This window comes from Coralloluteibacterium stylophorae (assembly GCF_018122625.2).
Lineage (GTDB): Bacteria > Pseudomonadota > Gammaproteobacteria > Xanthomonadales > Xanthomonadaceae > Coralloluteibacterium > Coralloluteibacterium stylophorae.
This window is the reverse complement of the sequence record NZ_JAGQFT020000006.1, coordinates 163,166-189,459: the sequence shown is the minus strand read 5'-3', so window position 1 is coordinate 189,459 and position 26,294 is coordinate 163,166. Positions and strand designations below refer to the sequence as shown.

27 protein-coding genes are annotated in these 26,294 nt (G+C 73.7%); 22 read left to right on the top strand and 5 right to left on the bottom strand.

Features of this window, described 5'->3' with window-relative positions; all coding sequences use genetic code 11:
* Window positions 1–64: 64 nt before the first annotated feature.
* The gene (locus KB893_RS10885) at window positions 65–1,018 is read right to left on the bottom strand and encodes an AAA family ATPase (RefSeq protein ID WP_211926760.1); all 954 of its coding nucleotides are present in this window, start codon (window positions 1,016–1,018) and stop codon (window positions 65–67) included.
* A 147-nt stretch (window positions 1,019–1,165) separates the two neighbouring features.
* Between KB893_RS10885 and KB893_RS10880 the strand changes: the two genes are divergently transcribed.
* Both KB893_RS10880 and KB893_RS10875 read left to right on the top strand, forming a co-directional pair.
* A complete protein-coding gene (locus KB893_RS10880) occupies window positions 1,166–3,031 on the top strand; it encodes a glycosyltransferase family 39 protein (protein ID WP_211926759.1) in 1,866 nt (621 codons plus the stop codon).
* 69 nt (window positions 3,032–3,100) lie between these two features.
* A complete protein-coding gene (locus KB893_RS10875; RefSeq protein WP_211926758.1) occupies window positions 3,101–3,823 on the top strand; it encodes a class I SAM-dependent methyltransferase in 723 nt (240 codons plus the stop codon).
* A gap of 7 nt (window positions 3,824–3,830) precedes the next feature.
* Here the strand turns inward: KB893_RS10875 and KB893_RS10870 are convergent, their stop codons facing one another.
* On the bottom strand, window positions 3,831–4,307 hold the full coding sequence (locus tag KB893_RS10870; RefSeq protein ID WP_211926757.1) for a hypothetical protein: 477 nt from the start codon (window positions 4,305–4,307) through the stop codon (window positions 3,831–3,833).
* Window positions 4,308–4,441: 134 nt separating this feature from the next.
* Between KB893_RS10870 and KB893_RS10865 the strand changes: the two genes are divergently transcribed.
* From KB893_RS10865 to KB893_RS10805, 13 genes are all read left to right on the top strand, one after another.
* Window positions 4,442–4,960: a YceD family protein gene (locus KB893_RS10865; protein ID WP_211926756.1), complete on the top strand. Its 519-nt coding sequence runs from the start codon at window positions 4,442–4,444 to the stop codon at window positions 4,958–4,960.
* A gap of 15 nt (window positions 4,961–4,975) precedes the next feature.
* On the top strand, window positions 4,976–5,167 hold the full coding sequence (gene rpmF, locus KB893_RS10860) for a 50S ribosomal protein L32 (RefSeq protein WP_211926755.1): 192 nt from the start codon (window positions 4,976–4,978) through the stop codon (window positions 5,165–5,167).
* Between the two features lie 124 nt (window positions 5,168–5,291).
* Window positions 5,292–6,281 carry a beta-ketoacyl-ACP synthase III gene (locus tag KB893_RS10855; protein WP_211926754.1) on the top strand — a complete coding sequence of 330 codons (990 nt, stop codon included), beginning with the start codon at window positions 5,292–5,294 and terminating at the stop codon, window positions 6,279–6,281.
* Between the two features lie 6 nt (window positions 6,282–6,287).
* Complete coding sequence (locus KB893_RS10850; protein WP_211926753.1) at window positions 6,288–7,103, top strand: serine/threonine protein phosphatase; 816 nt, start codon at window positions 6,288–6,290, stop codon at window positions 7,101–7,103.
* An 88-nt stretch (window positions 7,104–7,191) separates the two neighbouring features.
* Window positions 7,192–8,148, top strand: a complete 957-nt coding sequence (gene fabD, locus KB893_RS10845; RefSeq protein WP_211926752.1) for an ACP S-malonyltransferase — start codon at window positions 7,192–7,194, stop codon at window positions 8,146–8,148.
* 47 nt (window positions 8,149–8,195) lie between these two features.
* Window positions 8,196–8,942 carry a 3-oxoacyl-ACP reductase FabG gene (fabG, locus tag KB893_RS10840; RefSeq protein WP_213173701.1) on the top strand — a complete coding sequence of 249 codons (747 nt, stop codon included), beginning with the start codon at window positions 8,196–8,198 and terminating at the stop codon, window positions 8,940–8,942.
* A 174-nt stretch (window positions 8,943–9,116) separates the two neighbouring features.
* The gene (gene acpP, locus KB893_RS10835) at window positions 9,117–9,356 is read left to right on the top strand and encodes an acyl carrier protein (RefSeq protein ID WP_211927811.1); all 240 of its coding nucleotides are present in this window, start codon (window positions 9,117–9,119) and stop codon (window positions 9,354–9,356) included.
* A gap of 124 nt (window positions 9,357–9,480) precedes the next feature.
* Window positions 9,481–10,719: a beta-ketoacyl-ACP synthase II gene (gene fabF, locus KB893_RS10830; protein WP_211927812.1), complete on the top strand. Its 1,239-nt coding sequence runs from the start codon at window positions 9,481–9,483 to the stop codon at window positions 10,717–10,719.
* A 19-nt stretch (window positions 10,720–10,738) separates the two neighbouring features.
* Complete coding sequence (locus KB893_RS10825; protein ID WP_211927813.1) at window positions 10,739–12,148, top strand: aminodeoxychorismate synthase component I; 1,410 nt, start codon at window positions 10,739–10,741, stop codon at window positions 12,146–12,148.
* A gap of 97 nt (window positions 12,149–12,245) precedes the next feature.
* Window positions 12,246–13,298, top strand: a complete 1,053-nt coding sequence (gene mltG, locus KB893_RS10820) for an endolytic transglycosylase MltG (protein ID WP_246505587.1) — start codon at window positions 12,246–12,248, stop codon at window positions 13,296–13,298.
* Window positions 13,289–13,924, top strand: a complete 636-nt coding sequence (gene tmk, locus KB893_RS10815) for a dTMP kinase (protein ID WP_211927816.1) — start codon at window positions 13,289–13,291, stop codon at window positions 13,922–13,924. The genes mltG and tmk overlap by 10 nt, the downstream gene beginning before the upstream one ends.
* Entirely contained in the window at window positions 13,921–14,931 is a 1,011-nt protein-coding gene (locus KB893_RS10810) for a DNA polymerase III subunit delta' (protein WP_213173700.1), read from the top strand. Before tmk ends, KB893_RS10810 begins: the two co-directional genes overlap by 4 nt.
* Window positions 14,931–15,284 carry a PilZ domain-containing protein gene (locus KB893_RS10805; protein ID WP_211927003.1) on the top strand — a complete coding sequence of 118 codons (354 nt, stop codon included), beginning with the start codon at window positions 14,931–14,933 and terminating at the stop codon, window positions 15,282–15,284. Before KB893_RS10810 ends, KB893_RS10805 begins: the two co-directional genes overlap by 1 nt.
* A 127-nt stretch (window positions 15,285–15,411) precedes the next feature.
* Here KB893_RS10805 and asd read toward each other — a convergent pair whose 3' ends face one another.
* Both asd and KB893_RS10795 read right to left on the bottom strand, forming a co-directional pair.
* Window positions 15,412–16,254, bottom strand: a complete 843-nt coding sequence (asd, locus tag KB893_RS10800; protein ID WP_211926991.1) for an archaetidylserine decarboxylase — start codon at window positions 16,252–16,254, stop codon at window positions 15,412–15,414.
* Window positions 16,251–16,913, bottom strand: a complete 663-nt coding sequence (locus tag KB893_RS10795) for an SCO family protein (protein ID WP_211926992.1) — start codon at window positions 16,911–16,913, stop codon at window positions 16,251–16,253. Before KB893_RS10795 ends, asd begins: the two co-directional genes overlap by 4 nt.
* 257 nt (window positions 16,914–17,170) lie before the next feature.
* Here KB893_RS10795 and prmB point away from each other — a divergent pair, with 257 nt between their 5' ends.
* From prmB to KB893_RS10760, 7 genes are all read left to right on the top strand, one after another.
* Complete coding sequence (gene prmB, locus KB893_RS10790) at window positions 17,171–18,085, top strand: 50S ribosomal protein L3 N(5)-glutamine methyltransferase (protein WP_213173699.1); 915 nt, start codon at window positions 17,171–17,173, stop codon at window positions 18,083–18,085.
* Window positions 18,082–19,188, top strand: a complete 1,107-nt coding sequence (aroC, locus tag KB893_RS10785) for a chorismate synthase (protein WP_211926994.1) — start codon at window positions 18,082–18,084, stop codon at window positions 19,186–19,188. The genes prmB and aroC overlap by 4 nt, the downstream gene beginning before the upstream one ends.
* 25 nt (window positions 19,189–19,213) lie before the next feature.
* Window positions 19,214–20,215, top strand: coding sequence for a 2-hydroxyacid dehydrogenase (locus tag KB893_RS10780; protein ID WP_211926995.1), 1,002 nt, complete (start codon window positions 19,214–19,216; stop codon window positions 20,213–20,215).
* Between the two features lie 53 nt (window positions 20,216–20,268).
* Window positions 20,269–21,294 (top strand): aspartate-semialdehyde dehydrogenase, encoded by a 1,026-nt coding sequence (locus tag KB893_RS10775; protein WP_213173698.1) that lies wholly within the window; start codon window positions 20,269–20,271, stop codon window positions 21,292–21,294.
* A gap of 71 nt (window positions 21,295–21,365) precedes the next feature.
* Window positions 21,366–23,678 (top strand): motility hub landmark protein FimV, encoded by a 2,313-nt coding sequence (locus KB893_RS18625; protein ID WP_213173697.1) that lies wholly within the window; start codon window positions 21,366–21,368, stop codon window positions 23,676–23,678.
* A gap of 104 nt (window positions 23,679–23,782) precedes the next feature.
* The gene (gene truA, locus KB893_RS10765) at window positions 23,783–24,550 is read left to right on the top strand and encodes a tRNA pseudouridine(38-40) synthase TruA (RefSeq protein WP_211926998.1); all 768 of its coding nucleotides are present in this window, start codon (window positions 23,783–23,785) and stop codon (window positions 24,548–24,550) included.
* Window positions 24,547–25,209 carry a phosphoribosylanthranilate isomerase gene (locus KB893_RS10760; protein ID WP_211926999.1) on the top strand — a complete coding sequence of 221 codons (663 nt, stop codon included), beginning with the start codon at window positions 24,547–24,549 and terminating at the stop codon, window positions 25,207–25,209. The genes truA and KB893_RS10760 overlap by 4 nt, the downstream gene beginning before the upstream one ends.
* A 96-nt stretch (window positions 25,210–25,305) precedes the next feature.
* Here the strand turns inward: KB893_RS10760 and KB893_RS10755 are convergent, their stop codons facing one another.
* Window positions 25,306–26,211, bottom strand: coding sequence for a LysR family transcriptional regulator (locus KB893_RS10755; protein WP_211927000.1), 906 nt, complete (start codon window positions 26,209–26,211; stop codon window positions 25,306–25,308).
* Window positions 26,212–26,294 lie beyond the last annotated feature (83 nt).

Below are 26,294 nucleotides of genomic sequence, written 5' to 3'. Positions count from 1 at the left end.
GTCGCGTGGCGCGGGAGGGGGCGGGGCGGTGGGCGGGGACGGAGCGACGGCCACGAAGACGCGGTCAGTCCACCGCCACGGCCTGCAGGACGTCGCGCGCGAGCTGGGCGCGCTCGGCGCTCTCGCCCTCCGGCACCAGCCGGTGCGCGGCGACCTCGACGAACAGCGCCTGCACGTCCTCGGGCAGCACGTGCCCGCGGCCGGCGATCAGCGCGCGCGCGCGCGCCGCCCGCAGCAGCGACAGCCCGGCGCGCGGCGACAGCCCCACCCGCAGGCCCGGCTGCGTGCGGCTGCGCGCGAGCAGCGCCTGCACGTAGCGGATCAGCGTCTCGCTCGCGTGCACGCCTGCCGCCGCCTCGCGCAGCCCCAGGATCCGCTCCGGCGCCAGCACCGGCATCGCCTGCGCGATGAGCGCGCGGCGGTCCTCGCCGGCGAGCATCTCGCGCTCGGCCGCGTCGTCCGGGTAGCCCAGGTGCAGGCGCAGCAGGAAGCGGTCGAGCTGCGAGTCCGGCAGCGGGAAGGTGCCCGACAGGTCCACCGGGTTCTGCGTGGCGATCACGAAGAACGGCCGCGGCAGCGTGTGCGAGACGCCGTCGACGCTGACCTGGTACTCGGCCATCGCCTCCAGCAGCGCGCTCTGCGTGCGCGGCGGCGCGCGGTTGATCTCGTCGGCGAGCAGCAGCTGGGTGAACACCGGTCCCGGATGGAAGCGGAAGCCGCCTTCGTTCTGGTCGAAGACCGACACGCCGAGGATGTCCGAGGGCAGCAGGTCCGAGGTGAACTGCATGCGCTGGAAATCCAGGCCCAGCGTCGCCGCCAGGGCGCGCGCCAGGGTGGTCTTGCCGAGGCCGGGCAGGTCCTCGATGAGGAGGTGGCCGTCGGCCAGCAGGGCGACGAAGGCGAGCTCGATCTCGCGGGTCTTGCCGAGTACCAGGCCGTTGACCTGGGCGATCGCGGCGTCGAGGGCGGCGCGGCCGGTGTCGGTTAGGATGGCGGGGCTCCTTGCCTGTGCGTGCATGCGGGCTGCCGACATTGGGGACGGGGCGAGTGTAACGATGGGCGAGGCCGGGATGCGGTGCGCGTGGAATCGAAGCGCGGCGATGCGGCGAAGCGTGACCGAGGCCACGGCATGCATACGCGGCGCCGGTCGCGGACGCCGGTCGCGATGAACGCAGTGGACCGCCGCGCGGATCCCGCGCGCGTGAAGTTCCTCGTCCTGGTGGGGGCACTGCTGGCGGCGAAGATCGCGATCGCCGCGCTGCTGCCGCTGTTCGGCGACGAGGCCTTCTACTGGCAGGAAAGCACGCACCCGGGCTGGGCCTATTCCGACCTGCCCGCGGCGACGGCGTGGCTGGCCTGGCTCGGCACCGCCATCGGCGGCGACACGCTGCTGGGACTGCGCTGGCCCTTCCTCGCGATGGGCACCGCCGTTCCCTTCCTGGTGGTGGCGGTCGCACGGCGCGAACTCGGCGAGGCCGCCGGCTGGCGCGCGGGTACGGTGGCGGCGCTGCTGCCGCTGGCGGCGACGCTGGGCGTGCTGGCCCTGCCCGACGTGCCGCTGACCTTCGCCGCGCTGCTGTGCCTGGACGCGGCCTCGCGCCTGCTGCGCCGGGTCGGCGCCGCGGCCTGCATCGAGCTTGCCTGCGGACTGGTGCTGGGTGGCCTGACCCATTACCGCTTCGCCCTGGTCGTGGCGGCCGGCGCGCTGGCCCTGCTCGCCTCGCGGGACGGCCGCGCCGCGCTGCGCGATGCGCGCGTCTGGGCCGCGGTCGCGGTGGGCGCGCTGGCATGGCTGCCGCTCGCGTGGTGGAACCTGGCGCACGGCGACGCCGGCCTGCGCTTCCAGCTGGTCGACCGCCATCCGTGGCGCTTCCACCTGTCCGGCGCCTGGTTTCCGCTGGTGCAGCTGGTCTGCGTCACGCCGCTGCTGCTGGTCGCGCTGCTGGGTGCATTGCGCGAGGCGTGGCGGGAACGAGCGCGCGCCGGCGCGGCCCTCGTGCTGGTCGCCGGCGGCCTGCCGATCGCCGCCTACGGTGTGCTCGGCTTCTTCGCCGACGCCGAGCGGGTGAGCTTCCACTGGACTCTGCCGGGCTGGCTCGCGCTCGCGGTGTTCGCGCCGCCGGTGCTGGCGCGCTGGCCGCGCCCATGGCGCATCGCCACCCAGGCGCTGGCCGCTGCCGGCACCCTGCTGGCCTGCGCCTATCTCGTCGCCGCGCTCGCACCGGGGCTGCGCGCGCGCCTGGCCGGCACATCCGCCTATCCGGACAACTTCGCCGGCTGGGGCGAGGTCGCCGCGGCGGTCGACGCGCGGCTGGCGCAGATGCCGGACGACACCCGCGTGGTGGCCGACAACTTCATGCTCGGGGCCCAGCTCGGGTTCGCGCGCGGACGCGGCGACGTGCCGGTGCTCGACCATCCGCTCAACCACAAGCACGGGCGCGCGCCGCAGCTGGCGCTGTGGGGGCTCACCGAAACCGACCTCTCGACGCGCGATGCGCCGGTGCTGCTCGTGGTCGAGGACAGCGCGCGGCCGGCGAAACAGCGGCTGGAGGCCTATCGCGGGTTGTGCGATGTCGCCGGCGGGCTGCGTTCGCCCGAGGTGCTGAACGTCGACGGCGGCCGCAAGCGTTTCCTGCTGTTCGCGCTGCCGCCGACCGCGCCGGGCACGGCCGGCGCCGGCTGCGTGCTGCCGGCGATCGCCTGGATCGATGCGCCCGCGGCGGATGCGGAGGTCTCGGGCGGGTTCGCAGTCGCGGGCTGGGCGTTCAAGGACGGCGCCGGCGTGGCCCGGGTGGAGGTCACCCTGGATGGCGCGACGGTGGCGGACGCCGCCTACGGCAGGCCCGCGCCGTGGGTCGCGGAGTACTGGAAGGTGTCGGAGGATCCGGCGCATCCGGCGGTGGGCTTCGATGCGCGTCTGGACGCCGCTGCGCTGCCGGCGGGCCGGCACCGGCTCGGCATCGTGGTGCACGGCCGCGACGGCAGCCGTGAGCCCTGGCCGACGCAATGGGTGCGGGTCGTGCACGAGTAGGCGGACAGCGCGACGGCGGTGGCCGTTGCGTCGTAGATCCGCGGGAACGCGGTCACAGGGAGTGTGGACATGCTGCTGGAGAAACTTCGGACGCGGCTGCGGCCGTCGGCGCTGGCGCCGGCGCGCTGCCCCGCCTGCGGGCCGAGCCTGCTGGTGCGCATCGGCGACGACGAGACGGCCGTGCGCTGCCTGCGCTGTCGCGGGACCCCGGTCCATCTCTCGCTGATCGCGGTGCTGTGCGAGGCGGTGGAGGACCTGGCAGGCGCCTGCCTCTACGAGCTCTCGGCCGGCGGTGCTGCGCTGCGCTTCTACCGGGCGCGCTGCGGCGCGGTGACGGCCAGCGAGTTCCTGGCCGGCGTCCCCGCGGGAACGGTCGCCGACGGCGTGCGCTGCGAGGACGCGCAGCGGCTGAGCTTCGCCGACGCCAGCTTCGACGTCTGCACTTCGACCGAGGTGTTCGAGCACGTCGCCGACGATGCCCGCGGCTTCGCCGGGATGCTCCGGGTCCTGCGCCCGGGTGGGTTGCTCGCCTTCACCGTGCCGCTCGCCGGCGCGACCACCGTCGAGCGCGCGTGCCTGCGCGAGGACGGCGGCATCGAGCACCGCCTGCCGCCGGAGTACCACGGCGATCGCCTGGTGGGCGAGGGCGGGGTGCTGGCGCTCCGGAACTACGGCCGCGACATCGTCGCCCGGCTGCGCGATGCGGGCTTCGCCTGGGCCGCGATCGTGCCGCCCAGGCGCCGCTTCCTCGGCCACGCCCGCGAGGTCGTGCTCGCGCGCAAGGCGGGCTGAGCGCGGCTCAGTGCCGCCTGAGCGCGTCGGGCTCGCGCGCCGCGGCCTCCATGACCGCGTCGGTGGCCTCGGCGAGCGCCGCGGCCGCGCCTTCCAGCCGGCGCAGCTCGCCGTCGATCCGCTCGCGGGCGCGATCCATCGCCGCGCAGGCGGCGTCGAGTTCGTCCTGGCTGGCGTCGGCGCCGTGGCGGTCGATCCACAGCCGGTGCTGCAGGACGTCGCGCAGCGCGTCCTGGATCGCCCCTTCGCTGTCGAGGGACGCGCGCGCGCTGGCGCCGATGTCCTCCGGCACGCGCCCGAGCACGCCGCCGACGTCGCTCATCCGGCGCCGGGTCCGGTACAGGAGGCGTTCGACCTCGTCGGCGCCGTCGAGCAGGCGGGCCAGCGTGCGCTGCCGCCGCTGCGCGCGCAGGCGCGCAACGGCAAAGACGGTCGCGACGGACGCGAACAGCAGGAGGGGGACGAGGAAGACGGCGAGCTTCAAGCGGGGCCGCAGCGGTGGGTGGAGGCGCAGTCTGAGCCTTGGGTGACCGAGGCCGCAAACGGCACCGGCCCATGCTGTGGCGCCCGTCGCGCTTCATTGACACCCCTGCTGCCGGCGCCTAAGATTCCGCGCTTATGTCCGTGCCCATCCCCGCCGTGCTGGATGCCTGGCGCATGGTCGCGTCCAGGCGACACTTCGAGGGCCGCATGCCGCTGTCGGCATTCCGGCGTCTCCAGGAGAGCCTGGTCGATGCCGAGGGCGAGGTCCGCTTCGAACTCGACTTCGACCGCGACGCGCTCAAGATCGCATACGTCGACCTCCGCGTCGAAGCGGAGCTGCCGCTGGAATGCCAGCGCAGCCTTGCGCGGTTCCTGCATCCGGTCCGGATCGAGCAGCGCCTGGCGCTGATCGAGTCCGAATCGCAGGAGGCGGCCCTGCCCGCCGACTACGAGCCGGTGCTGGTGGGCGAGGACAGCGCGGTACGCCCCCTCGAGCTGATCGAGGACGAACTCATCCTGGCGGTGCCGGTCATGCCGGTGGCGCCGGGGACCGAGGCGGTCGAGAAGGACTGGCCGGCGGTCGAGCAGGTCGAGGAACCGGTGGCGCCGAATCCGTTCGCCGCGCTGTCGGTCCTGAAAGATAAGAAGCATTAGCCGGAGAACCTTGAAATGGCCGTCCAGAAGTCCCGCAAGACCCCGTCCACCCGCGGCATGCGCCGTTCGCACGACGCGCTGAGCGCCAAGCAGCTGTCCACCGACCCGACCAGCGGCGAGACCCACATCCGCCACCATGTCACCGCGGACGGCTACTACCGCGGCAAGAAGGTCATCCAGACCCAGTCGGCGGTCGAGGAAGACTGAGTTTTCGCCGCGCCGGCCCGTCCCGGCGCGCGACGGAGGCCGGATCCGCGGTTTCCCGCGGGTGCATCCGGCCCGATCGGAGTTCCGCCCCGGCCGGCTTGCGCCGGCCCCCAAGGGAGCCGGCATGGCAACGCAAACTGAGGGCCGGGTCTACGCCCGGATCGCCGGCACCGGCAGCTACCTGCCGGAGAAGGTGCTGACCAACGACGACCTCGCGCAGTTCGTCGAGACCAGCGACGAGTGGATCCGCGAGCGCACCGGCATCCGCCAGCGCCACATCGCGGCCGACGGCCAGACCACCAGCGATCTCGCCTACGAGGCGGCGCTGCGTGCGCTCGAGGCCGCGGGCATCGAGGGTCGCGACCTCGACGCCGTCATCGTCGGCACCACCACCCCCGATCTCGTCTTCCCGTCCGTGGCCTGCCTGCTCCAGCACCGGCTGGGCGCCAACGGCTGCGCCGCGTTCGACGTCAATGCCGCCTGCTCCGGCTTCGTCTACGCGCTCGGCGTGGGCGAGAAGTTCATCCGCGGCGGCGCGAAGAACGTGCTGGTGGTCGGCGCCGAGACGCTGACGCGGATGGTCGATTGGTCCGACCGCGCCACCTGCGTGCTGTTCGGCGACGGCGCCGGTGCGGTGGTGCTGCGGCCGGACGCCGAGACCGGCGTGCTGTCCACCCACCTGCATGCCGACGGCGGCCACAAGGAACTCCTGTGGAACCCGGTCGGCGTCTCCGCCGGCTTCAGGCCGGAGGAGAAGAACGCGGGCGTGCGCATCCTCATGAGCGGCAGCGACGTGTTCAAGGTCGCGGTGAAGACGCTCGACAGCGTGGTCGAGGAGACGCTCGAGCACCACGGCATCGACCGCCGCGAACTCGACTGGCTGATCCCGCACCAGGCCAACCTGCGCATCATCCAGGCGACCGCCAAGCGCCTGGAGATGCCGATGGACCGCGTCATCGTCACCGTCGACCGGCATGGCAACACCTCGGCCGGTTCGGTGCCGCTGGCGCTCGACGAGGCGGTGCGTTCGGGCCGGGTCCAGCGCGGCCAGCTGGTGCTGCTGGAGGCCTTCGGCGGCGGCTTCACCTGGGGCTCGGCGCTGCTGCGCTACTGAGCGGCCATGGCCGGTCCACATCCACGGGTCGAGCGCGCCGTCATCGACGGACGCCCGGTCTGGATCAAGCACTACGGCAGCGACGCGCGCGGCGCACGGCTGCGCATGCTGGACTGGGCGGCGCGCCGCCTCGGCGTCGCCGCGCTGCGGCCGCCACCGCATCATCTGGCCGACGAGGCGCTGGAAGTCGAGCGCGCGCGTCTCGGAGCGCTCGCCGCTCTCGGCGTGCGCGTGCCGGAGGTGGTGGGCGAGGGCAGGGGTTTCCTGGTTCTCTCCGACCTCGGCGACACGCTCTCGAGCCGGCTGCGCACCGGTACGCATGACGGCGGGGCGGGGCTGGTGGCGCGCGCGGCGGCCGCGGTCGCCGACGTGCACGCGCGCGGCGGCTACCTGGGCCAGCCGCTGGCGCGCAATCTCGCCGTGGATGCGGCCGACCGCATCGGCTTCCTCGACTTCGAGGAGGACCCGCGCGAGGTGATGTCGCTGCGGGATGCGCAGGTGCGCGACTGGCTGCTGTTCGCCAGCGGCACGGTGCGCTACCTCCCCGAGGGCGCACTCGCCGGCGGGGTCGCCGCTACCCTGGGGGAAGAGGATGCGGCGGTGCGCGACGGCGTGCGCGAGTCGGTCGCCCGGCTGTCCTTCCTCGGCGCCGCGACCCGCCGCCTCGGCGCCCGCGCGCGCGGTCTCGGCGGTGCGGTGGCGGCGCTCGGCCTCGCCCTGGCGGGCGCGCCGGGCGGCATGCTCGCGGCGCTGCTGCTCGTCGATCTGCTGCACGACGGCGACATCGAGGCGCTGCAGTTGCTGTTCGGCCTGTTCTCCTGACGGGCCGCGACCGACCCTACGGGCCGGTACAGACGCTGTCCGCATCATGTCCCGTATCATGCGCGGCCCACCGCAACGCACCTGATCGATGCCGACATCCGCCGCGCCGAACCTCGCCTTCGTCTTTCCCGGTCAGGGATCGCAGTCCGTGGGCATGCTCGCCGACCTCGCCGCCGCCCATCCGCAGGTGCGCGAGGCCTTCGACGAGGCGTCGCAGGGCGCGGGGCTGGACCTGTGGACGCTGTCGCAGTCCGGTCCGGAGCAGGATCTCAACCGCACCGAACTCACCCAGCCGGCGTTGCTGGCGGCAGACGTCGCCGTGTGGCGCGCGTGGCAGGCGCAGGGCGGCGCGGTCCCGGCACGGTTCGCCGGCCACAGCCTCGGCGAATACGCAGCGCTGGTCGCCGCGGGCGCGCTGTCGCTCGCCGACGCCGCGCGCCTGGTGCGCGAGCGCGGCCGCCTGATGCAGGAGGCGGTCCCCGAGGGCGTCGGCGCGATGGCCGCGGTGCTGGGCGCCGACGACAGCGTGGTCGCCGAGGTCTGCATGGAGGTGTCCGACGGCGAGGCCACGGTGGTCGTGCCGGCCAACTTCAACTCGCCTGGGCAGGTGGTCATCGGCGGCCATGCGATCGCCGTCGACGCCGCGCTCGCGGTGCTGGCCGGCCGCGGCGTGCGCAAGGCGGTGCGGCTGCCGGTGAGCGTGCCCTCGCACACGCCGCTGATGCGCGGCGCCGCCGAGCGCCTCGCGCAGGCGATGGCCGACGTGCGGTGGTCGGCGCCGTCGATCCCGGTGGTGCAGAACGCCGATGCCGCGGTCGCCGGCGACGTCGACGGCATCCGCGACGCGCTCGTGCGCCAGCTGTTCTTCCCGGTGCGCTGGACCGAATGCGTCCGCGCGCTCGCCGCCGAGGGGGCGACGCGCATCGCCGAATGCGGTCCGGGCAAGGTGCTCGCCGGCCTGGTCAAGCGCATCGACAAGTCGCTCGACGCGCGTGCGCTGGGCAGCGCCGCCGACTTCGACGCCGTCCGTTCCGAATGGGGCTGAGCCGCGGACCCGGCGCTCCCCCGCATCGTTTCCAGCAGGATCACGACATGACCAGTTCCGTCCTCTCCGGCGAGGTCGCCCTCGTCACCGGCGCCAGCCGCGGCATCGGCGCGGCCATCGCCGACATGCTCGCCGCGCAGGGTGCCCGGGTCGTCGGCACCGCCACGAGCCAGGCCGGGGCCGAGGCCATCGGTGCACGGCTCGCGGCGCGGGGCGGTGCCGGCCGCGTCCTCGACGTCACCGATGCGGCCGCCGTCGACGCGCTGGTGGACGCCGTCGGCAAGGAGTTCGGGGCGATCGGCATCCTCGTCAACAACGCCGGCATCACCCGCGACAACCTGCTGATGCGGATGAAGGACGAGGACTGGCAGGCGATCCTGGACACCAACCTCTCCAGCGTCTACCGCACCTCGAAGGCGGTGATGCGCGGCATGATGAAGGCGCGCAAGGGCCGCATCATCAACATCGCCTCGGTGATCGGCCTGGTCGGCAACGCCGGGCAGGCGAACTATGCGGCGGCCAAGGCCGGCGTGATCGCGTTCTCCAAGTCGCTGGCGAAGGAGATCGGCAGCCGCGGCGTCACCGTCAACGTGGTCGCGCCCGGCTTCATCGATACCGACATGACCCGCGCGCTGCCGGAGGCCTCGCGGACCGCGCTGCTGGAGCAGATCGCCCTCGGCCGCCTCGGCGTCGCCGAGGACATCGCGCATGCGGTGGCCTTCCTGGCCGGCCCGACCGCCTCCTACATCACCGGCGAGACCCTGCACGTCAACGGCGGGATGTACATGCCCTGACCGGCTGTCGCGGCGCAGCACGGGCCTTGCCCCCGCCGCGACACGGTCCACGGAATCGTTACGAGCGGAACCCGCGGCGCAGGCGCCCGCGGGGCCGCGCCGCAAGGCGGTCTACCGCCGATCCGGCTTTCCTCTACAATGCGCCCGCTTGCACCCCCTGGGAGTCTCGAACACATGAGCAGCATCGAAGAACGCGTCAAGAAAATCGTCGTCGAACAGCTCGGCGTGAAGGAAGACGAAGTCACCGCGAACGCTTCCTTCGTGGACGATCTCGGCGCCGACTCGCTCGATACGGTCGAACTGGTGATGGCCCTCGAGGAAGAGTTCGAGTGCGAGATCCCGGACGAGGAAGCCGAGAAGATCACTTCCGTCCAGCAGGCGATCGACTACATCAAGGCGCACGTCAAGGCGTGAGCCACGGCCCGGGACGCGGTCCCGGGCACGACCTGAGCGCCCCTTCCGGGGCACATGCGGGGCCGCATTCGCGGCCCTGCGCGTTTGCGCGCACCGTGCGCGCCACCCGTACATGAGGTCCGCCATGAGCAAGCGACGCGTCGTCATTTCCGGCATGGGCATCGTCTCGCCGGTCGGCAACGACCTGGCCACCGCGTGGGACAGCATCCGCAACGGCCGCTCCGGCATCGGCCCGGTCACCCATTTCGATGCGAGCGCCTTCCCGACCCGCATCTGCGGCGCGGTCCGCGACTTCGACCCGACGGCGTTCATCCCGCCGAAGGACGTCAAGAAGATGGATCCCTTCGTGCACTACGGCATCGCCGCGGCGTCGATGGCGATGGACGACGCCGGCCTGGTGGTGGACGAGTCCAGCGCCGAGCGCATCGGCGTGCTGATCGGATCGGGCATCGGCGGCATCGCCGGCATCGAGGAGACCACCGCCAAGTACCTGCAGGGCGGGCCGCGCAAGATCTCCCCGTTCTACGTGCCCTCGACCATCATCAACATGGTCTCGGGCCAGCTGTGCATCATGAAGGGCATCAAGGGCCCGAACTTCTCCGCGGTCTCCGCCTGCGCGACCGCCAACCACAGCATCGGCACCGCGCTGCGCATGATCCAGTACGGCGACGCCGACGTGATGATCGCCGGCGGCTGCGAATTCGGCTCCTCGCCGACCTCGATGGGCGGCTTCTGCGCGATGAAGGCGATGTCCACCCGCAACGACGAGCCCGAGCGCGCGTCGCGCCCATGGGACGCGGAGCGCGACGGCTTCGTGCTCGGCGACGGCGCCGGCATCCTCGTGCTCGAGGAGTACGAGCGGGCCAAGGCGCGCGGCGCGCGCATCTATGCCGAGCTGCTGGGCTTCGGCGCCAGCTCCGACGCCTTCCACATGACCGCGCCCAGCGAGAACGGCGAGGGCCCCGCGCGCTGCATGAAGAGCGCGCTGGCCGATGCCGGCGTGAACCCGGAGGAGGTCGAGTACCTCAACGCGCACGGCACCTCCACGCCGCTGGGTGACCTGGCCGAGACCCATGCCATGAAGCGCGCCTTCGGCGACCACGCCTACCGGCTGATGGTCAGCTCGACGAAGTCGATGACCGGCCACCTGCTCGGCGCGGCGGGCGGCGTCGAGGCGATCTTCTCGATCCTGGCGCTGCACGACGGCGTGATCCCGCCGACGATCAACCTCGAGAACCCGAGCGAGGGCTGCGATCTCGACTACGTGCCCAACGTGGCGCGCGAGAAGAAGATCGAGATCGCGGTGTCCAACGGCTTCGGCTTCGGCGGCACCAACGCCACCCTCGTGTTCCGGCGCGCCTGATCGCGCGGCGGCGCGCGGCATGATCCACGTCCGCGCGCTGCCGCCGGACACCGACCTGCTGGCGGTGCATCGGCACGCGCCGATGCGCTACCGCGTGCTGCTGGAATCGGCGGCCACGCCGGTGGCCGCCCCCGCCGACGCGGCCGTCGACGCGAGGCCGCGCCTGTCGCCGCGCTGGGACATGCTCCTGCTCGCCGACGGTACCGGCCTGCGCTGCGACCGCGACGGCGCGGTGCGCGCCTTCGATGGCGATGCGACGCGGGCGCAGGATGGCCGCTTCCTCGAGTGTCTCGACGCGGCCTGGCAGGCCGCCCGCACGCCGCGCAGCGACTCGCCGATACCGTTCCGCGGCGGCTGGGCGCTGCTGCTGGCCTACGAACTCGCCGGCCAGGTCGAGCCGGTGCTCGACCTCCCGCCGGCCGAGGGGGCGCTTCCGGTCGCGCTCGCGCTGCGCTGCCCGGCCGCGATCCTGCGCGACCGCCACAGCGGCGAGGCGCTGGCCGTGGTCGAGGCCGACCACCCCCAGGCGCGCGGGCTGCTCGAGCGGATCGAGGCCGACGTCGCGGCGGCGTCCGGCATGGGACCGGCGACGGCGTGGCAGGCGCCGGTGACGATCGAGGAGGATCCGCCGCAGCGCTATCTGGATGGCGTGCGTGCGGTGCAGGACTACCTCGGCGCCGGCGACGTGTTCCAGGTCAACCTCTCGCGCGGCTGGCGGGCGCGGTTCGCCGCGCCGCCCGATCCCGCCGCCTTCTACGCGCGCCTGCGCGCGGCCAACCCGGCGCCCTTCGCGGGGCTGCTGGCGGCATCGGGCTGGGCGCTGGCCAGTTCCTCGCCGGAACGCCTGGTCTCGGTGCGCGGCGACGACGTGCAGACCCGGCCGATCGCCGGCACCCGCGCGCGCGTGGACGGCGACGACGCCGACCAGCGCGTGCGCGAGCTCGTCGGCCATCCCAAGGAGCGCGCCGAGCACGTGATGCTGATCGACCTCGAGCGCAACGACCTCGGCCGCGTGTGCACGCCCGGCAGCGTCGAGGTCGACGAGCTGATGGGCATCGAGAGCTATGCCCACGTGCACCACATCGTCAGCAACGTGCGCGGGACGCTGCGCCCGGGCATCACGCCGGGGCAGGCGATCGCGGCGGTGTTCCCCGGCGGCACCATCACCGGCTGCCCCAAGGTGCGCTGCATGCAGATCATCGCCGAGCTCGAGCGGACCGGCCGCGGCGCCTACACCGGCGCGCTGGGCTGGCTGAACCGCGACGGCGACATGGACCTCAACATCCTGATCCGCAGCGCCTGGATCGAGGGCACCGGCATCGGCTTCCGCGCGGGCGCCGGCATCGTGGTCGACTCCGACCCCGAGCGCGAGCTCGAGGAGACGCGGGCCAAGGCGCGCGGCCTGCTGCGGGCCTTCGGTCCCGCATAGGACGTCCGGGGAGCGGGCGCCGCCCGCCGCGCGCGCGTTATCCTGTGCGGCCGGTCCGCATGCGCGGATCGCGTCCCCGACCCGACGGAGCCGACCCTTGGCCGACGCCGCCCCGCACCGCCCCTCCGCCTTGGCGCGTCTGCTGCGCTGGTTCCTGCTGTTCGCGGTGCTGATCGGCGTCGCGCTGGCCGGCGTGCTCTGGCTCGGCTACCGCGGCTTCGCCGACGCGCCGCTGCTGCCGCAGGATGCCGCGCCCGGCTCGGTGGTGATCGAGCGCGGCGACGGCTTCGGCACCGTGCTCGCCAACCTGCGCGGCGAGGGGGTCACCGCCGGGCATCCGCTGCAGTGGAAGGCGCTGGCCTTCGAGACCGGCGCGCGCGGCCGGATCAAGGCCGGCGAGTACGCGCTCGATCCCGGGCTGAGCCCGCGCGAGCTGCTGCAGCGCATGGCCGCCGGCACCGTAATCCAGCGCCGCTTCACCATCGTCGAGGGCTGGAACATCCGCCAGCTGCGCGCGGCGCTCGCGCGCGTGGAGATGCTCGGGCAGCGCAGCGACGGGATGAGCGACGCCGAGCTGATGGCGGCGCTCGGGCACGAGGGCGAACATCCGGAAGGCCGCTTCCTGCCCGAGACCTATTCCTGGGTGCGCGGCGATTCGGACCTGGACCTGCTGCGGCGCGCCTACGATGCGATGACCGCCACGCTCGACACGCTGTGGGCGGAGCGTGCCGACGACACCCCGGTCGACTCGCCCTACGAGGCGCTGATCCTGGCCTCGATCATCGAGAAGGAGACCGCGGTGGCGGCGGAGCGCCCGCAGATCGCGGGGGTGTTCGCGCGGCGGCTGGAGCGCGGGATGCTGCTGCAGACCGATCCGACCGTCATCTACGGCGTCGGCGAGGCCTACGACGGGGTGATCCTGCGCAGCCACCTCGACACCGACACGCCCTACAACACCTATACCCGCGCCGGCCTGCCGCCGACGCCGATCGCGATGCCGGGCCGTGCCGCGATCGCGGCCGCGCTCGATCCTGCCGACGGCGACGCGCTGTACTTCGTCGCCCGCGGCGACGGCAGCCACGTGTTCTCGGCCACGCTGCGGGAGCACAACCGCGCGGTCGCCTGCTATCGCCGCGGGGGCTGCGAGTGAGGCGGGGCAGGCTGGTCACCATCGAGGGCGGCGAGGGCGCGGGCAAGTCCAGCGTGCTCGCCGAACTCCGCGCCGCGCTGGCCGCGGCCGGGCACGAGGTCGTGGTCACCCGCGAGCCCGGCGGCACCCCGACCGCGGAGGCGATCCGCGCGCTGATGCTCGACCCCGCGCACGCCGGCATGGCGGCCGAGGCGGAGCTGCTGCTGGCCTTCGCCGCGCGCGCCCAGCACGTGCACGAATGCGTGCTGCCGGCGCTCGCGCGCGGGGCGACGGTGCTGAGCGACCGCTTCACCGATGCCAGCTTCGCCTACCAGGGCGCGGGGCGCGGCATCCCGACGCAGCGCATCGCCGAGCTCGAACGCTGGGCGGCGCGGGTGCGCCCGGACCTGACCCTGCTGCTCGACGTCGGCGTCGCCCAAGGCCTGGAGCGCGCGCGCAGCCGCGGCGGCGAGCCCGACCGCATCGAGCGCGAGCAGGACGGCTTCTTCGAGCGCGTGCGCGGCGCCTACCTCGCGCGGGCCGCGGCCGAGCCCGCGCGCTTCCGCGTGATCGATGCCACCCGTCCGCAGGCCGAGGTCGCGGCGGCGGTGCGTGCGGTCCTGCACGCCTGGCTGGGCGAGGCATGAGCGAGGCGTTCTCGCCCTGGCAGGCGCGGGCGCTCGATGGCGCGCTGGACGCGCTGGCGCGCGGCCGGCTCGGCCACGCCACCCTGCTGCGGGGACCGGAGCGGCTCGGCAAGCGCGCGGTCGCCGACGCCCTGGCGCGGCGCCTGCTGTGCACCCAGGCCGAAGGCGCACAGCAGGCCTGCGGCGCCTGCCGCGGCTGCCGGCTCCTGGCGTCCGGCACACATCCCGACTTCCGGATGGTGACGCTCGAGGTCAACCCGAACACCGACAAGCTGCGCACCGAGATCGTGATCGAGCAGATCCGCCAGCTCGGGGAGTGGTTCGCGCTGACCTCGCAGTTCGGTGGCGCGCAGGTGGCGCTGATCGACCCCGCCGACCAGCTCAACGTGGCCGCCGCCAATGCCCTGCTGAAGACCCTGGAGGAGCCCTCGCAGGATCGCTACCTCCTGTTGGTCGGCTCGCGCCCTGCGCGGCTGCCGGCGACGATCCGCAGCCGCTGCCAGTCGATCGAGTTCCGCCTGCCGCCGCACGCGGAGGCGCTGGCCTGGCTGGCGCGGCGCGGCGGCGGCGATGCCGGCACCGCGCTCGAGGCCGCACGCGGCCATCCCGGCCTTGCGGCGGAATGGCTCGACGCCGGGGCGCTGGCGCTGCGTGCGCAGGTACGCGACGAGCTGGCGGAGGTCGGCGCCGGCACCGCGAGCGCGGTCGAGGTCGCCGCGCGCTGGACCGCCGACGAGCAGGCACCGCTGCGCCTGCGCTTCGCCGCCGACCTGGCGCTGGAGCGCGCAGGCGAACTCACCGGTGCGCAGCCGCAGGCGCGCAGCGGCTTGACCGCCGTCACGGCTTTCCAGAAGCTCTCGGCGTGGTTCGATGCGGCCAATCGCACCCGCGATCTGCTGCGGACCACGGTGCGCGCCGATCTTGCGGTCGCGGGACTGCTGCATCAATGGCGCGACGCGTGCGCGGGAGCACGCGGCGAGGCCCCGACGAGGAGAGGAACACGATGATCGGTGCAGGCGCGGCGCGGCAGGGCATCCTGTCGCTGGCGATCAAGGACAAGGCGTCGCTGTACAACGCCTACATGCCCTTCGTGAAGGGCGGCGGCATCTTCGTGCCGACCACCAAGCGCTATGCGCTCGGCGACGAGGTCTTCGTGATGCTGTCGCTGATGGACGAGAAGGAGCGCGCCGGCGTGGCCGGCAAGGTCATCTGGATCACGCCCCCGGGCGCCCAGGGTCACCGCACCGCCGGCATCGGCGTGCAGTTCGCCGAGTCCTCGGATGGCGAGGCCGTGCGCAGCAAGATCGAGACGCTGCTGGCGGGCACGCTCGGCGGGGACAAGCCGACGCATACGATGTAGGGGAGAAGCGGGACTCGGGAATCGGGAATGGCGAGGTCATGCCCGCAGGTAGCGGATCGCTATGTCATCGCGCCCCTGCCGCCTCGACAACCGTTCCACTCCCGCTTCCCCATTCCCGAGTCCCGGCTCATCCCCCCACCATCCCCAGCCTCTGCCCCAGGCGCACCACCTGCTCGGGCAGCCAGTGCTCGTCCATCCGGACGCCGGGCGGGACCAGGACGATGACGGTGGAGCCGTAGTTGAAGCGGCCCATCTCGGCGAAGCGGTCGAGGCGCACGTCCTGGCCGCGCCAGTCGCGGTGGCGGGGACGGTCGGCGTAGGGCGGGATCTCCTCGCCACCCCAGACGGTCTCCACGCCCGAGACCAGGATCGCGCCGACCAGCACCACCGCCATCGGCCCGAAGGCGGTGTCGAAATGGCAGACCAGGCGCTCGTTGCGAGCGAACAGGCCGGGGATCGCCTGCACCGCGAACGGCGCCACGCTGAAGATCCGCCCGGGCACGTGCAGCGTCTCGCGCAGGGTGCCGGCGAAGGGCATGTGCACGCGGTGGTAGTCGCGCGGCGACAGGTAGACGGTGGCGAAGCTGCCGTTGGCGAACGGCGCCGCGGCCGCCTCGTCGCCGAGCAGCTGGGCGGCGCTGAAGCCGTGGCCCTTGGCCTGGAAGATGCGCCCGGACTCGATCGGCCCGAGCTGGCTGATCACGCCGTCGCAGGGCATCACCAGCGCGTCGGGGTCCGGGTCGTCGCTGCGTGCGCCGGGGCGCAGCCCGCGGGTGAAGAAGGCATTGAAGCTCGGATGCGCGGTCGGCTCGCGCTCGGCGAACTCGCTCATGTCCACGTCGAAGCGACTGACCACCGTGCGGATCAGCAGGTTCTTCCACGGCGTCCAGGTCCAGCGCGCCGCGGCGTAGGCCAGGCGCGAGAGCAGGCGGTGCGGCAGCAGGTACTGCAGGGCGACGGCGGGGCTCATCGTGCGTCTCCGCCGGCCAGCGTGCGCATGTCGCGGGCGATGGCCGCGGCATCGAAGCCGACGGCGCCGGCCTCGTCGATGTCGGGACGCACGATGCCGGCGAAGCGCGCCTGCGGGTCCAGCACCGCGATCATCGAGGAATGGTTGATGCCGTAGTCGTCGCCTTCGCCGGGCGCCTTGACGAACACCATCCCCAGCGCCTGCGCGAACTCGCGCAGCACCGGGATCTCCGCGGTCACCGCGACGGTATCCGCATCGAAGTAGCGCGCGTATTCGGCGGTGCGCTCCGGCGTGTCGCGCTCCGGGTCGACCGACACGAACAGCAGGCGCGGGCGCTGCGCTTCCGGCAGCGTTTCGCGCCACTGCGTCTGCGCGCGCGCCATGTCCGCCAGTGTGGTCGGGCAGATGTCGGGGCAGTGGGTGAAGCCGAGGAACACCAGGGTCCAGCGGCCGCGCAGGGCTTCCGGCGTCACCGCCGCGGCGCCCGCGCGCTGCAGGGCGACATCGGGAAGCGGGCGCGGGTCGGGAAGCAGGCGGACGACCTCCAGCTGCGGGCCGGCACCCGCCGCGGCGCCCCCCATGTGCCGCTGCGCGAACCAGAGGCCGAGCCCGGCGACGAGCGCCACGGCCAGGACCACGAGGGTGGTGCGGTTGAACATCGCGAAGAGCCGGAGTGCGGGGCGCGTCAGTATAGAGGCGTGGGGTTGGAGGTCGGAGGGGGCGCAGGCGCAGGCACGGGAATCGGGAATCGGGAATCGGGAACAGGGAACAGGGAACAGGGAACAGGTGGCAGGTGGCAGGTGGCAGGGAGCAGGGAGCAGGGAGCACGAGCTGTCAGTGCCAGGCCCGAGCCCGCGCGGCGGCCAGCGCCTATACTTTCCGGCCCGCCGCAGTCCCGCCGCACTGGCTCTAGAGCATGACCGCCGAACTCGCGACCCTGATCGACTTCATCCGCTACGGCGCGAGCCGCTTCAACGCCGCCGGGCTGACCTTCGGGCATGGCCACGACAACGCGCTCGACGAGGCCACCCAGCTGGTCCTGCACAGCCTGCACCTGCCGCACGACATCGGCCCGGCCTACGGCCAGGCGCGCCTGACCGCGGAGGAGAAGGACGCGATCCTCGGCCTGTTCCAGCGCCGCATCGACGAGCGCGTGCCGGCCTGCTACCTCACCGGCGAAGCCTGGTTCGCGGGCCTGAGCTTCAAGTCGGACGCGCGCGCGCTGGTGCCGCGTTCGCCGATCGCCGAGCAGATCGAGGCCGGCTTCGAGCCCTGGCTCGCCGGGCGTCCCGTCGCCCGCGCGCTGGATGTCTGCACCGGTTCGGGCTGCATCGCCATCGCGATGGCGCACTACAACCCGCAGTGGGAGGTCACCGGGGTCGACATCAGCGACGAGGCGCTGGCGCTGGCGGTGGAGAACCGCGAGCGCCTGCACGCGGCCAACGTGCGCCTGCTGCACTCCGACCTGTTTTCCGCGCTGGACGGCGAGACCTTCGACCTCATCGTCACCAACCCGCCCTACGTCACCAACGCGCAGACCGACGCGCTGCCGCCGGAGTACGCGCACGAGCCCGACCTCGGCCTGCGCGCCGGCGACGACGGCCTCGACCTCGCGCTGCGGATCCTGCGCGACGCGCCGGCGCACCTGAGCGAGCACGGCCTGCTGATCTGCGAGGTGGGCGAGAGCGAAGCCGACCTCGTGCGCCTGCTGCCGGAAGTGCCGTTCGCCTGGATCGAGTTCCGGGTCGGGCAGATGGGCGTGTTCGCCATCGACCGCGCCGACCTCGTCGCCCACCACGCGCGGATCAGGACCCTGGCCGACGCGCGATGAGCGACAACAGCTTCGGCCGCCTGCTGCGCGTCACCACCTTCGGCGAGAGCCACGGGCCGGCGATCGGCTGCGTCCTCGACGGCTGCCCGCCGGGGCTGGCGCTCGCGGCGGAGGACTTCGCCCACGACCTCGCGCGCCGCGCGACCGGACGCACCCGGCACACTTCCCAGCGCCGCGAGGCCGACGCGGTCGAGATCCTCTCGGGCGTGCACGAAGGCCGCACCACCGGCACCCCGCTCGCCCTGCTGATCCGCAACACCGACCAGCGCAGCAGGGACTACGCGGCGATCGGCGAGCAGTTCCGGCCGGCGCACGCCGACTACACCTACTGGCAGAAGTACGGCATCCGCGATCCGCGCGGCGGCGGGCGCAGTTCCGCGCGCGAGACCACGATGCGGGTGGCCGCCGGCGTGGTCGCCAAGAAATGGCTGGCCGAGCGCCACGGCGTGCGCGTGCGCGGCTGGCTGTCGCAGCTGGGCGAGGTGCGCGCCGTCGTCGACGCCGGCATCGACTTCGACGCGGTCGAGTCCAATCCGTTCTTCTGGCCGGTTGCCGCGCAGGTGCCCGAGCTCGAGGCCTACATGGACGCGCTGCGCAAGTCCGGCGATTCGGTCGGCGCCGAAGTGTCCGTGGTCGCCGACGGCGTGCCGCCGGGCTGGGGCGAGCCGGTGTACGGCAAGCTCGACGCCGAGCTCGCCGCCGCGCTGATGTCGATCAATGCGGTCAAGGGCGTGGCCATCGGCGACGGCTTCGACGTCGTCGCCCAGCGCGGCACCGCCCACCGCGACGAGATCACCGCCGACGGCTTCCTGAGCAACCACGCCGGCGGCATCCTCGGCGGCATCAGCAGCGGCCAGCAGGTCCGCGCCAGCGCCGCCTTCAAGCCGACCTCCAGCCTGCGCCTGCCCGGCCGCGGGCTGGACGTGCACGGCAACGCGGTGGAGGTGGTCACCACCGGCCGCCACGATCCCTGCGTCGGCATCCGCGCCACGCCCATCGTCGAAGCCATGACCGCCCTGGTGCTGATGGACCAGGCGCTGCGCCACCGCGCGCAGTGCGGCGACGTGGGCACGGTGGCGCCGCGCGTGCCGCCGGCCGCCTGACCGCGTCGTGGCAGGAGAACCGGTCATGGGCGAGCGGCCGCGCGTGTGGGTGTCGCAGCCGCTGTTTACCGATGTGCTGGCGCGGATCGACGCGCATGCCGAGGTGGTGCGCACGCCGGAGGTGGCCGCGCACGGTTCCGCCGACATCGCCGCGCACCTGGCCGGGGTCGACGGCGCGCTGGTGACGCTCAACGAGCGCATCGATGCCGGCGTGCTCGGCGCGGCCCGACGCCTGCGCGTCGTCGCCAACCTGGGCGTCGGCTACAACAATCTCGACCTGGACGCGCTGACCCGCGCCGGGGTCATGGCCACGAACACGCCCGACGTGCTGACCGAGACCACCGCCGACTTCGGCTTCGCCCTGTTGATGGCCACCGCCCGCCGCATCACCGAGGGCGAACGCTGGCTGCGCGCGGGCGAGTGGCGGCGCTGGTCGTTCGAGACGCTGCTGGGGCAGGACCTGCACGGCACGACGCTCGGCATCCTCGGCATGGGCCGGATCGGGCAGGGCATCGCCCGCCGCGCGCGCGGCTTCGGCATGCGCGTGCTCTACCACAACCGCAGCCGCCTGCCGGAGGCGACCGAACGCGAGTGCGCCGCGCGCTTCGTCGATCGCGACGCGCTGTTCGCGGAGGCCGACCACCTCGTCCTGGTGCTGCCCTACACGCCGCAGACCCGCCACATCGTCGATGCCGCCGCGCTGGCGCGGATGAAGCCGACCGCGACCCTGGTCAACATCGCTCGTGGCGGCATCGTCGACGAGCTCGCCCTGGCCGGGGCGCTGGCCGGCGGCCGCCTGGCCGCGGCGGGGCTCGACGTGTTCGAGGACGAGCCGCGGGTGCGCCCGGAACTCATGGCCCTGCGCAACGTCGTGCTGACCCCGCACATCGGCAGCGCCAGCGGCGCCACCCGGCGCGCGATGGTCGCGCTCGCGGTCGACAACCTGCTTGCCGGCCTCGGCGCCGGGCCGCACGCCGGACGCCCGCCCAACCTGCTGAATCCCGCCGTGGCCGGTGCGGCGCGCTGAGCGCTGCCGTACCGTTGCCTCCGTTCCCACGTTCTCCGATCCGAACGAACCCCATGAGCAACCAAGCCCGCTTCAACGTCGCCATCGTCGGTGCCACCGGCGCCGTCGGCGAAACCCTGCTGGAGATCCTCGCCGAGCGCCGGTTCCCGGTGGCCAACCTGGTCGCCCTCGCCAGCGAACGCTCCGCCGGCGGCACCGTGAAGTTCGACGGGCGCGACGTGGTGGTGCAGGACCTCGCCGGCTTCGACCCGGCCGGCATCGACATCGCGCTGTTCTCCGCGGGCGGCTCGACCTCGAAGGACTACGCGCCGAAGTTCGCCGCCGCCGGTGCGGTGGTGATCGACAACTCGTCGGCCTTCCGCGGCGACGCCGACGTGCCGCTGGTGGTCGCGGAGGTGAACCCCGACGCGCTGAAGCAGCGCCCGCGCGGCATCGTCGCCAACCCGAACTGCTCGACCATGCAGATGCTCGCCGCGCTGGCGCCGCTGCACCGCAGGGCCGGAATCGAGCGCATCAACGTCGCCACCTACCAGTCGGTGTCGGGGACCGGCCGCCGCGCGCTGGAGGAACTGGGCCGGCAGACCGCGGCGCTGCTGGGCTTCCAGGAGGTGACGCCGGAGGTGTACCCGGTGCAGATCGCCTTCAACGTGATCCCGCACGGCGGCGACTTCACCGACAACGGCTACACCACCGAGGAGATGAAGCTGGTCCACGAGACCCGCAAGATCCTCGGCGACGACAGCATCATGGTGAACGCCACCGTCGCCCGCGTGCCCGTGTTCTACGGCCATTCCGAGGCGGTGCACATCGAGACCCGCGAGAAGCTCAGCGCCGCGGAGGCGCGCGCCCTGCTCGAGCAGGCGCCCGGCGTCAGCGTCGTCGACGACCACGCCGACGGCGGCTATCCGACCGCCGTCACCCACGCCTCGGGGAAGGACCCGGTGTTCGTCGGCCGCATCCGCGAGGACATCTCGCACCCGCGCGGGCTCGACCTCTGGATCGTCGCCGACAACATCCGCAAGGGCGCGGCGCTCAACGCCGTGCAGCTGGCCGAGCTGGTGGCCGCGGAACGCGACTAACGCATATAGTCGGCGCCGCGGCAGTCGTCCGCCGGGCCTTTGGCGCCCGCAAGTTGGGGGAGGAAGATCAAGTGAAACCTAAGCACTCCCGGCGCGTCCGCGCCCTCGCGCTGGGCGTCACGCAGGCGCATGCCTTTGGCCTCGGTCAGCTGACGGTCCGCTCCGGCCTGGACGAGCCGCTGGTCGCGGAGATCCCGATCATCTCGGGGCCGGGGGAGACGGAGAACGTCGACGTGCGCCTGGCTTCGCCCGAGGCGTTCGCGCGGGTCGGCCTGGAGAGCCCGACGCGGCTGGCCGCCAACCTCGAGTTCGCGGTGGTGGAGTCCGGCGGCCGCCAGGTGATCCGGGTCACCACCGAGGAGAAGGTCAGCGAGCCGTTCCTGAGCTTCCTGCTCGAGGTCGACTGGGGCAACGGGCGCGTGGTGCGCGAATTCACCGCGCTGCTGGATCCGCCCTACATCGCGCCGGCCACGCTGCGCCCGGCGACGCAGGGCCCGGTGGCCTCGGCGACGCCGGCACGCCCGGTGCCGCAAGCGGGTACCGCGGTCGTCGACGCCGCTCCGGCGCAGGCCGAGCCGCTGCCCGCCGCGGCCCAGCCCCGGCCCGCGGCCGCGGCGCAGGTGCAGGACGGCAACTTCGGTCCGGTCGGTGCCGGGCAGACGCTGTCGGAAGTTGCGAGCGCGGTGCGTCCGCAGGGGGTGAGCCTCAACCAGATGATGGCCGCGCTGCATGCGGCGAACCCCGACGCCTTCATCGGCGGCAACATCAACCTGATCAAGCGCGGCGCGGTGCTGCGGATCCCGGCGCGCGAGGAGGTCGACCGCCTGGGGCGCGCCGAGGCCGACGCGCTCGTGCGCCAGCAGACCGAGAGCTGGCAGCAGCGCATCGCGCCGGTGCCGCAGCCCGCGGTCGCCGAGGCCGCGACGCCTGCCGGAGCCGATGAGCCGGCCGCGGATCCGGCCGCGGCGGCCCCCGGCGAGGACGACGCACTCGCTGCGGCCGGCGACGACGATGCGCGGCTGGAGATCGTGCCGATGTCCGGCGACGACGGCGGGGCGGACGACGCCCAGACCGGCGCCGCCGGCGGCGGGACCGGGACCGAGCTGCGCGCGGAACTGGGCCAGGCCCGCGAGGACCTGGCTGCGCGCGAGACCGAGGCGCAGGAGCTGCGTTCGCGCGTGTCCGACCTGGAGTCGCTGCGCGAGCAGCAGGCGCGGCTGATCGAGGTCCAGAACAGCAAGCTCGCCGCGCTGCAGGCGCGCCTGGGCGAACTCGACGAGGGTGGGGCCGGTGCCGGGGTGGAGGGCGGTACCACCGTCGTCGCGGCCGCGGATGCCGCCGCGCCGGCCGCCGCCGGGGCGCCCGCGGCACCGGCGCGCTGGCCGTGGATCCTGGCCGGGCTCGTGCTGCTCCTGGCGGGCATCGTCGCGGTGCTGCGCTACCGCCGCCAGCGCGAGGTCAGCGAGACGCGCCTGTACGGCGGCCTCGCCGCCGAGATCGAGGCCGCGCAGGCGGCGCGGGCCGCGCAGCGCGCGCCCCGCGGCGAGGACGACGCCTTCGCGGCAGCGGCCGGCGAGGTGCCGGATGCGGATGCCGCCGCTTCGTTGCGTGCCGCCATCGCCGCGCGTCCCTACGATCTCGACCTGCACCTGGCGCTGCTGCGCCACCACTACGACAGCGGCGACGCCGGGGCCTTCGAGCGCGCCGCCGAGGCGATGCGCGCGGAGGTCGTCGACGTGCGCGACCGGCGCTGGCAGGCCGCGCTCGCGCTGGGTACGGTGATGGCGCCGATGCATCCGCTGTTCCGCGGGCAGGAGGAGATGGACGCGGCGCAGCCGGTCGACCGGGTCGAGGACGAGGGCGATCTCGCCGGCGTCGACGGCAACGACCGGGACCTGCACGAGGCCGCGGATGCGCTCGCGTGGGAGCCGGGTTCGGAGTTCGAGCGCGACGCGGAACTGCAGGGGGACGCACAGGCGACGCCGGACAGCGAACGCGGCGACGGCATCGAGGCCGCCGCCGGCTGGAGCACCGACGAGCGCTTCGCCGAGGTCGACGTGTTCGCGCCACCCGCCGAGGACGAGGCCGTCGAGCCGGTCGATGTGGACGCGGACGCCCGCGGCCGGGCGGCCGCGGGCGATGCGTTCGAGCTGGACGCCGACCGCAGCGACCCGGCGCTCCGCGAGGCGGCGCACCGCGAGGCCGGCGACGCGGCCGGGGCGGGCGTCGACGCCGAGGGCGCGGCCACCAAGCTCGAGCTGGCCCGCGCCTACCTCGACATCGGCGACAGCGACGGCGCGCGCGGCATGCTGGAGGAGGTCGCCGAGGAGGGCACGTCGGTGCAGCGCGAGGAGGCGAGGAGGATCCTCGCCGGGATCGGCTAAGATCGCGCCCCGGGGCCACGCGCCCTGGTCGCGCCGCCGGCGTGGCGATTCTTCTTCCTGCGAGGGCCGGGCGTGTCCCGGCCCTTTCGCGTGCACGGGCGACGATGCGTTACGCGCTGGGTCTCGAATACGACGGCACCGGATTCATGGGCTGGCAGCGGCTGCCGGCCGGGGCCACGGTGCAGGCTGCGGTCGAGGCAGCCGTCTCGAAGGTGGCCGCCGCGCCGGTGGAGGTGGTCTGCGCCGGCCGCACCGATTCCGGCGTGCACGCGCTCTGCCAGGTGGTGCACTTCGACAGCCCGGTCGAGCGCGCGCCCCGCGCGTGGGCGCTCGGGGTCAACACCCTGCTGCCCGACAGCGTCGCGGTGCGCTGGTGCGTGCCGGTGGCGGCCGACTTCCACGCGCGCTTCGGCGCGCGCGCGCGCCGGTACCGCTACCGCATCTGCAACCGCATGCTGCGCCCCGGCCTGGAGCGGCGCTTCCTGGCCTGGGAGCGCAGGCCGCTGGACGCCGGGGCGATGCATCAGGCGGCCCAGGCCCTGGTCGGCGAGCACGACTTCAGCGCCTTCCGCACCGTGCACTGCCAGGCGCCGCACGCGCGCCGCAACCTGCACGCGATCCGGGTCTGGCGCGAGGGCGACGAGGTGCGCCTGGAGGTCGAGGCCAACGCGTTCCTGCACCACATGGTGCGCAACATCGTCGGTTCGCTGCTGCCGATCGGGCGCGGCGAGCGGCCGGTCGAGTGGATCGCCGAGCTCCTGGCCGGACGCGACCGCAGCGTCGCCGGCCCAACCGCCCAGGCGGCCGGGCTGCTGTTTCTCGGCCCGCGCTATCCGCGCGCGCATGGACTTCCCGAGGAGGTGAGCGCTTGAGCGACATTCCCTACCGCACCCGCATCAAGTTCTGCGGCATGACCCGGCCCGGCGACGTGCGCCTGGCCGGCGAGCTCGGCGTGGATGCCGTGGGCTTCGTGTTCGCCAAGGGCAGCCCGCGCCGCCTGGAGGTGCCGCAGGCGCACTGGCTGAAGGCGGCGATGCCGCCGGTGGTCGCCCTGGTCGCCCTGTTCATGGACGCCGAGGCCGAGCACGTGCGCTACGTGATCGAGGAACTGCGCCCGCAGATGCTGCAGTTCCACGGGAGCGAGGACGAGGCCTACTGCCGCAGCTTCGGCCTGCCCTACATGAAGGCGATCCCGATGGGGGCCGGCAGCGACCCGGCCGGGATGGTGGATCGGCATCCGGCGGCCGCCGCGTTCCTGTTCGACGGCCACGGCATCGGCGAGCCCGGCGGCAGCGGCATGCGCTTCGATCCGGCGCGCCTGCCCGGCAACAGCCGCCGGCCGGCGATCGTCGCCGGCGGCATCGATCCCGACAACGTCTACGACCTGATCGCCGCCGCCCACCCCTGGGGCATCGACGTGTCCTCGGGCATCGAGAGCGCGCCCGGGGTGAAGGATGGCGCGAAGATGCGACGCTTCGTCGAGGAGGTCCGCCGCGCGGACTGCGCCGAGGGCGCCCGCAACGAGGACTGAGCGGGTGGTCGTGGCCCGTCGGCGCGGGGCCGGGACCGGCCGGAGCGCCGACCCGTGGGAGCGGCTTCCGCCGCGCAGGCCACCCCGCGCTGTTCGTCACTCCGCGCGCGTCGCCGGGCCCGCCTCCAGCTCGCGCCGCAGCCAGGCCGCCAGCGGCCGGATCCGCGCATCGGGCGCGCGCCGCGGCGCGCACAGGATCCACTGCGCGCCGGTGGCGACGAAGCCCCACGGCGCGATCAGGCGCCCGGCCTCGATATCGGCGGCGACCAGCGGCTCCGGCGCGATCGCCACGCCCAGCCCGGCCAGCGCCGCCTCGATCAGGTAGAGCAGATGCTCGAAGGCCTTGGCCTCGCGCAGCTCGCCGCGCGCCATGCCGACGGCGTGCGCCCACGTCGGCCAGGCCTGCGGACGCGAGCGCGTCGCCAGCAGCGGGAGCCCCGCCAGCGCCGCCGCCGGCGCGGCGCGCAGGCGCGGTGCGTCGGCGTGGCGGGGGCTCAGCACCGGGCCGATCCGTTCGCCGGCGAGCGGATGCACCTGCCAGTCCGCGGACCAGGGGGGCGGGGCGATCAGCAACGCGGCATCCACGCCCTCGAGGTCGGGTCCGGGGTCGCGCTCGCGCGCGGCCAGGTGCAGGCGCAGGCCGGGCAGCTCGGCGTCCAGCCGCGCCAGGCGCGGGATCATCCAGCGCGCGAGCAGGCTGCCCGGGCAGGCCAGCACCAGGGGCGCGCGGTCGCCCGCGGTACGCAGGTCCGCCCACGTCCGGCGCAGGCCCGCCAAGGCCTCGCCGGCGGCGGCGCCGAGGCGTTCGCCCGCCGGCGTCGCGACCAGGCCGCGCCCGCGGCGCAGGAACAGGGCCTGGCCCAGCTCGTCCTCGAGCTGGCGCACATGGCGGCTGATGGCGCCATGGGTCACGTGCAGCTCGCGCGCCGCCGCGCTGAGGCTGCGCAGACGGGCGGCGGCCTCGAAGGCGCGCAGGGCGGTGAGCGAGGGAAGGTCGGCCATGGTGTGATCTGAGGTCACAGTTCGGGACGATCTTATCGCTACCGCGACGGCGTGGGCGCGGTTAGCCTGTGCGGCCCCAGATC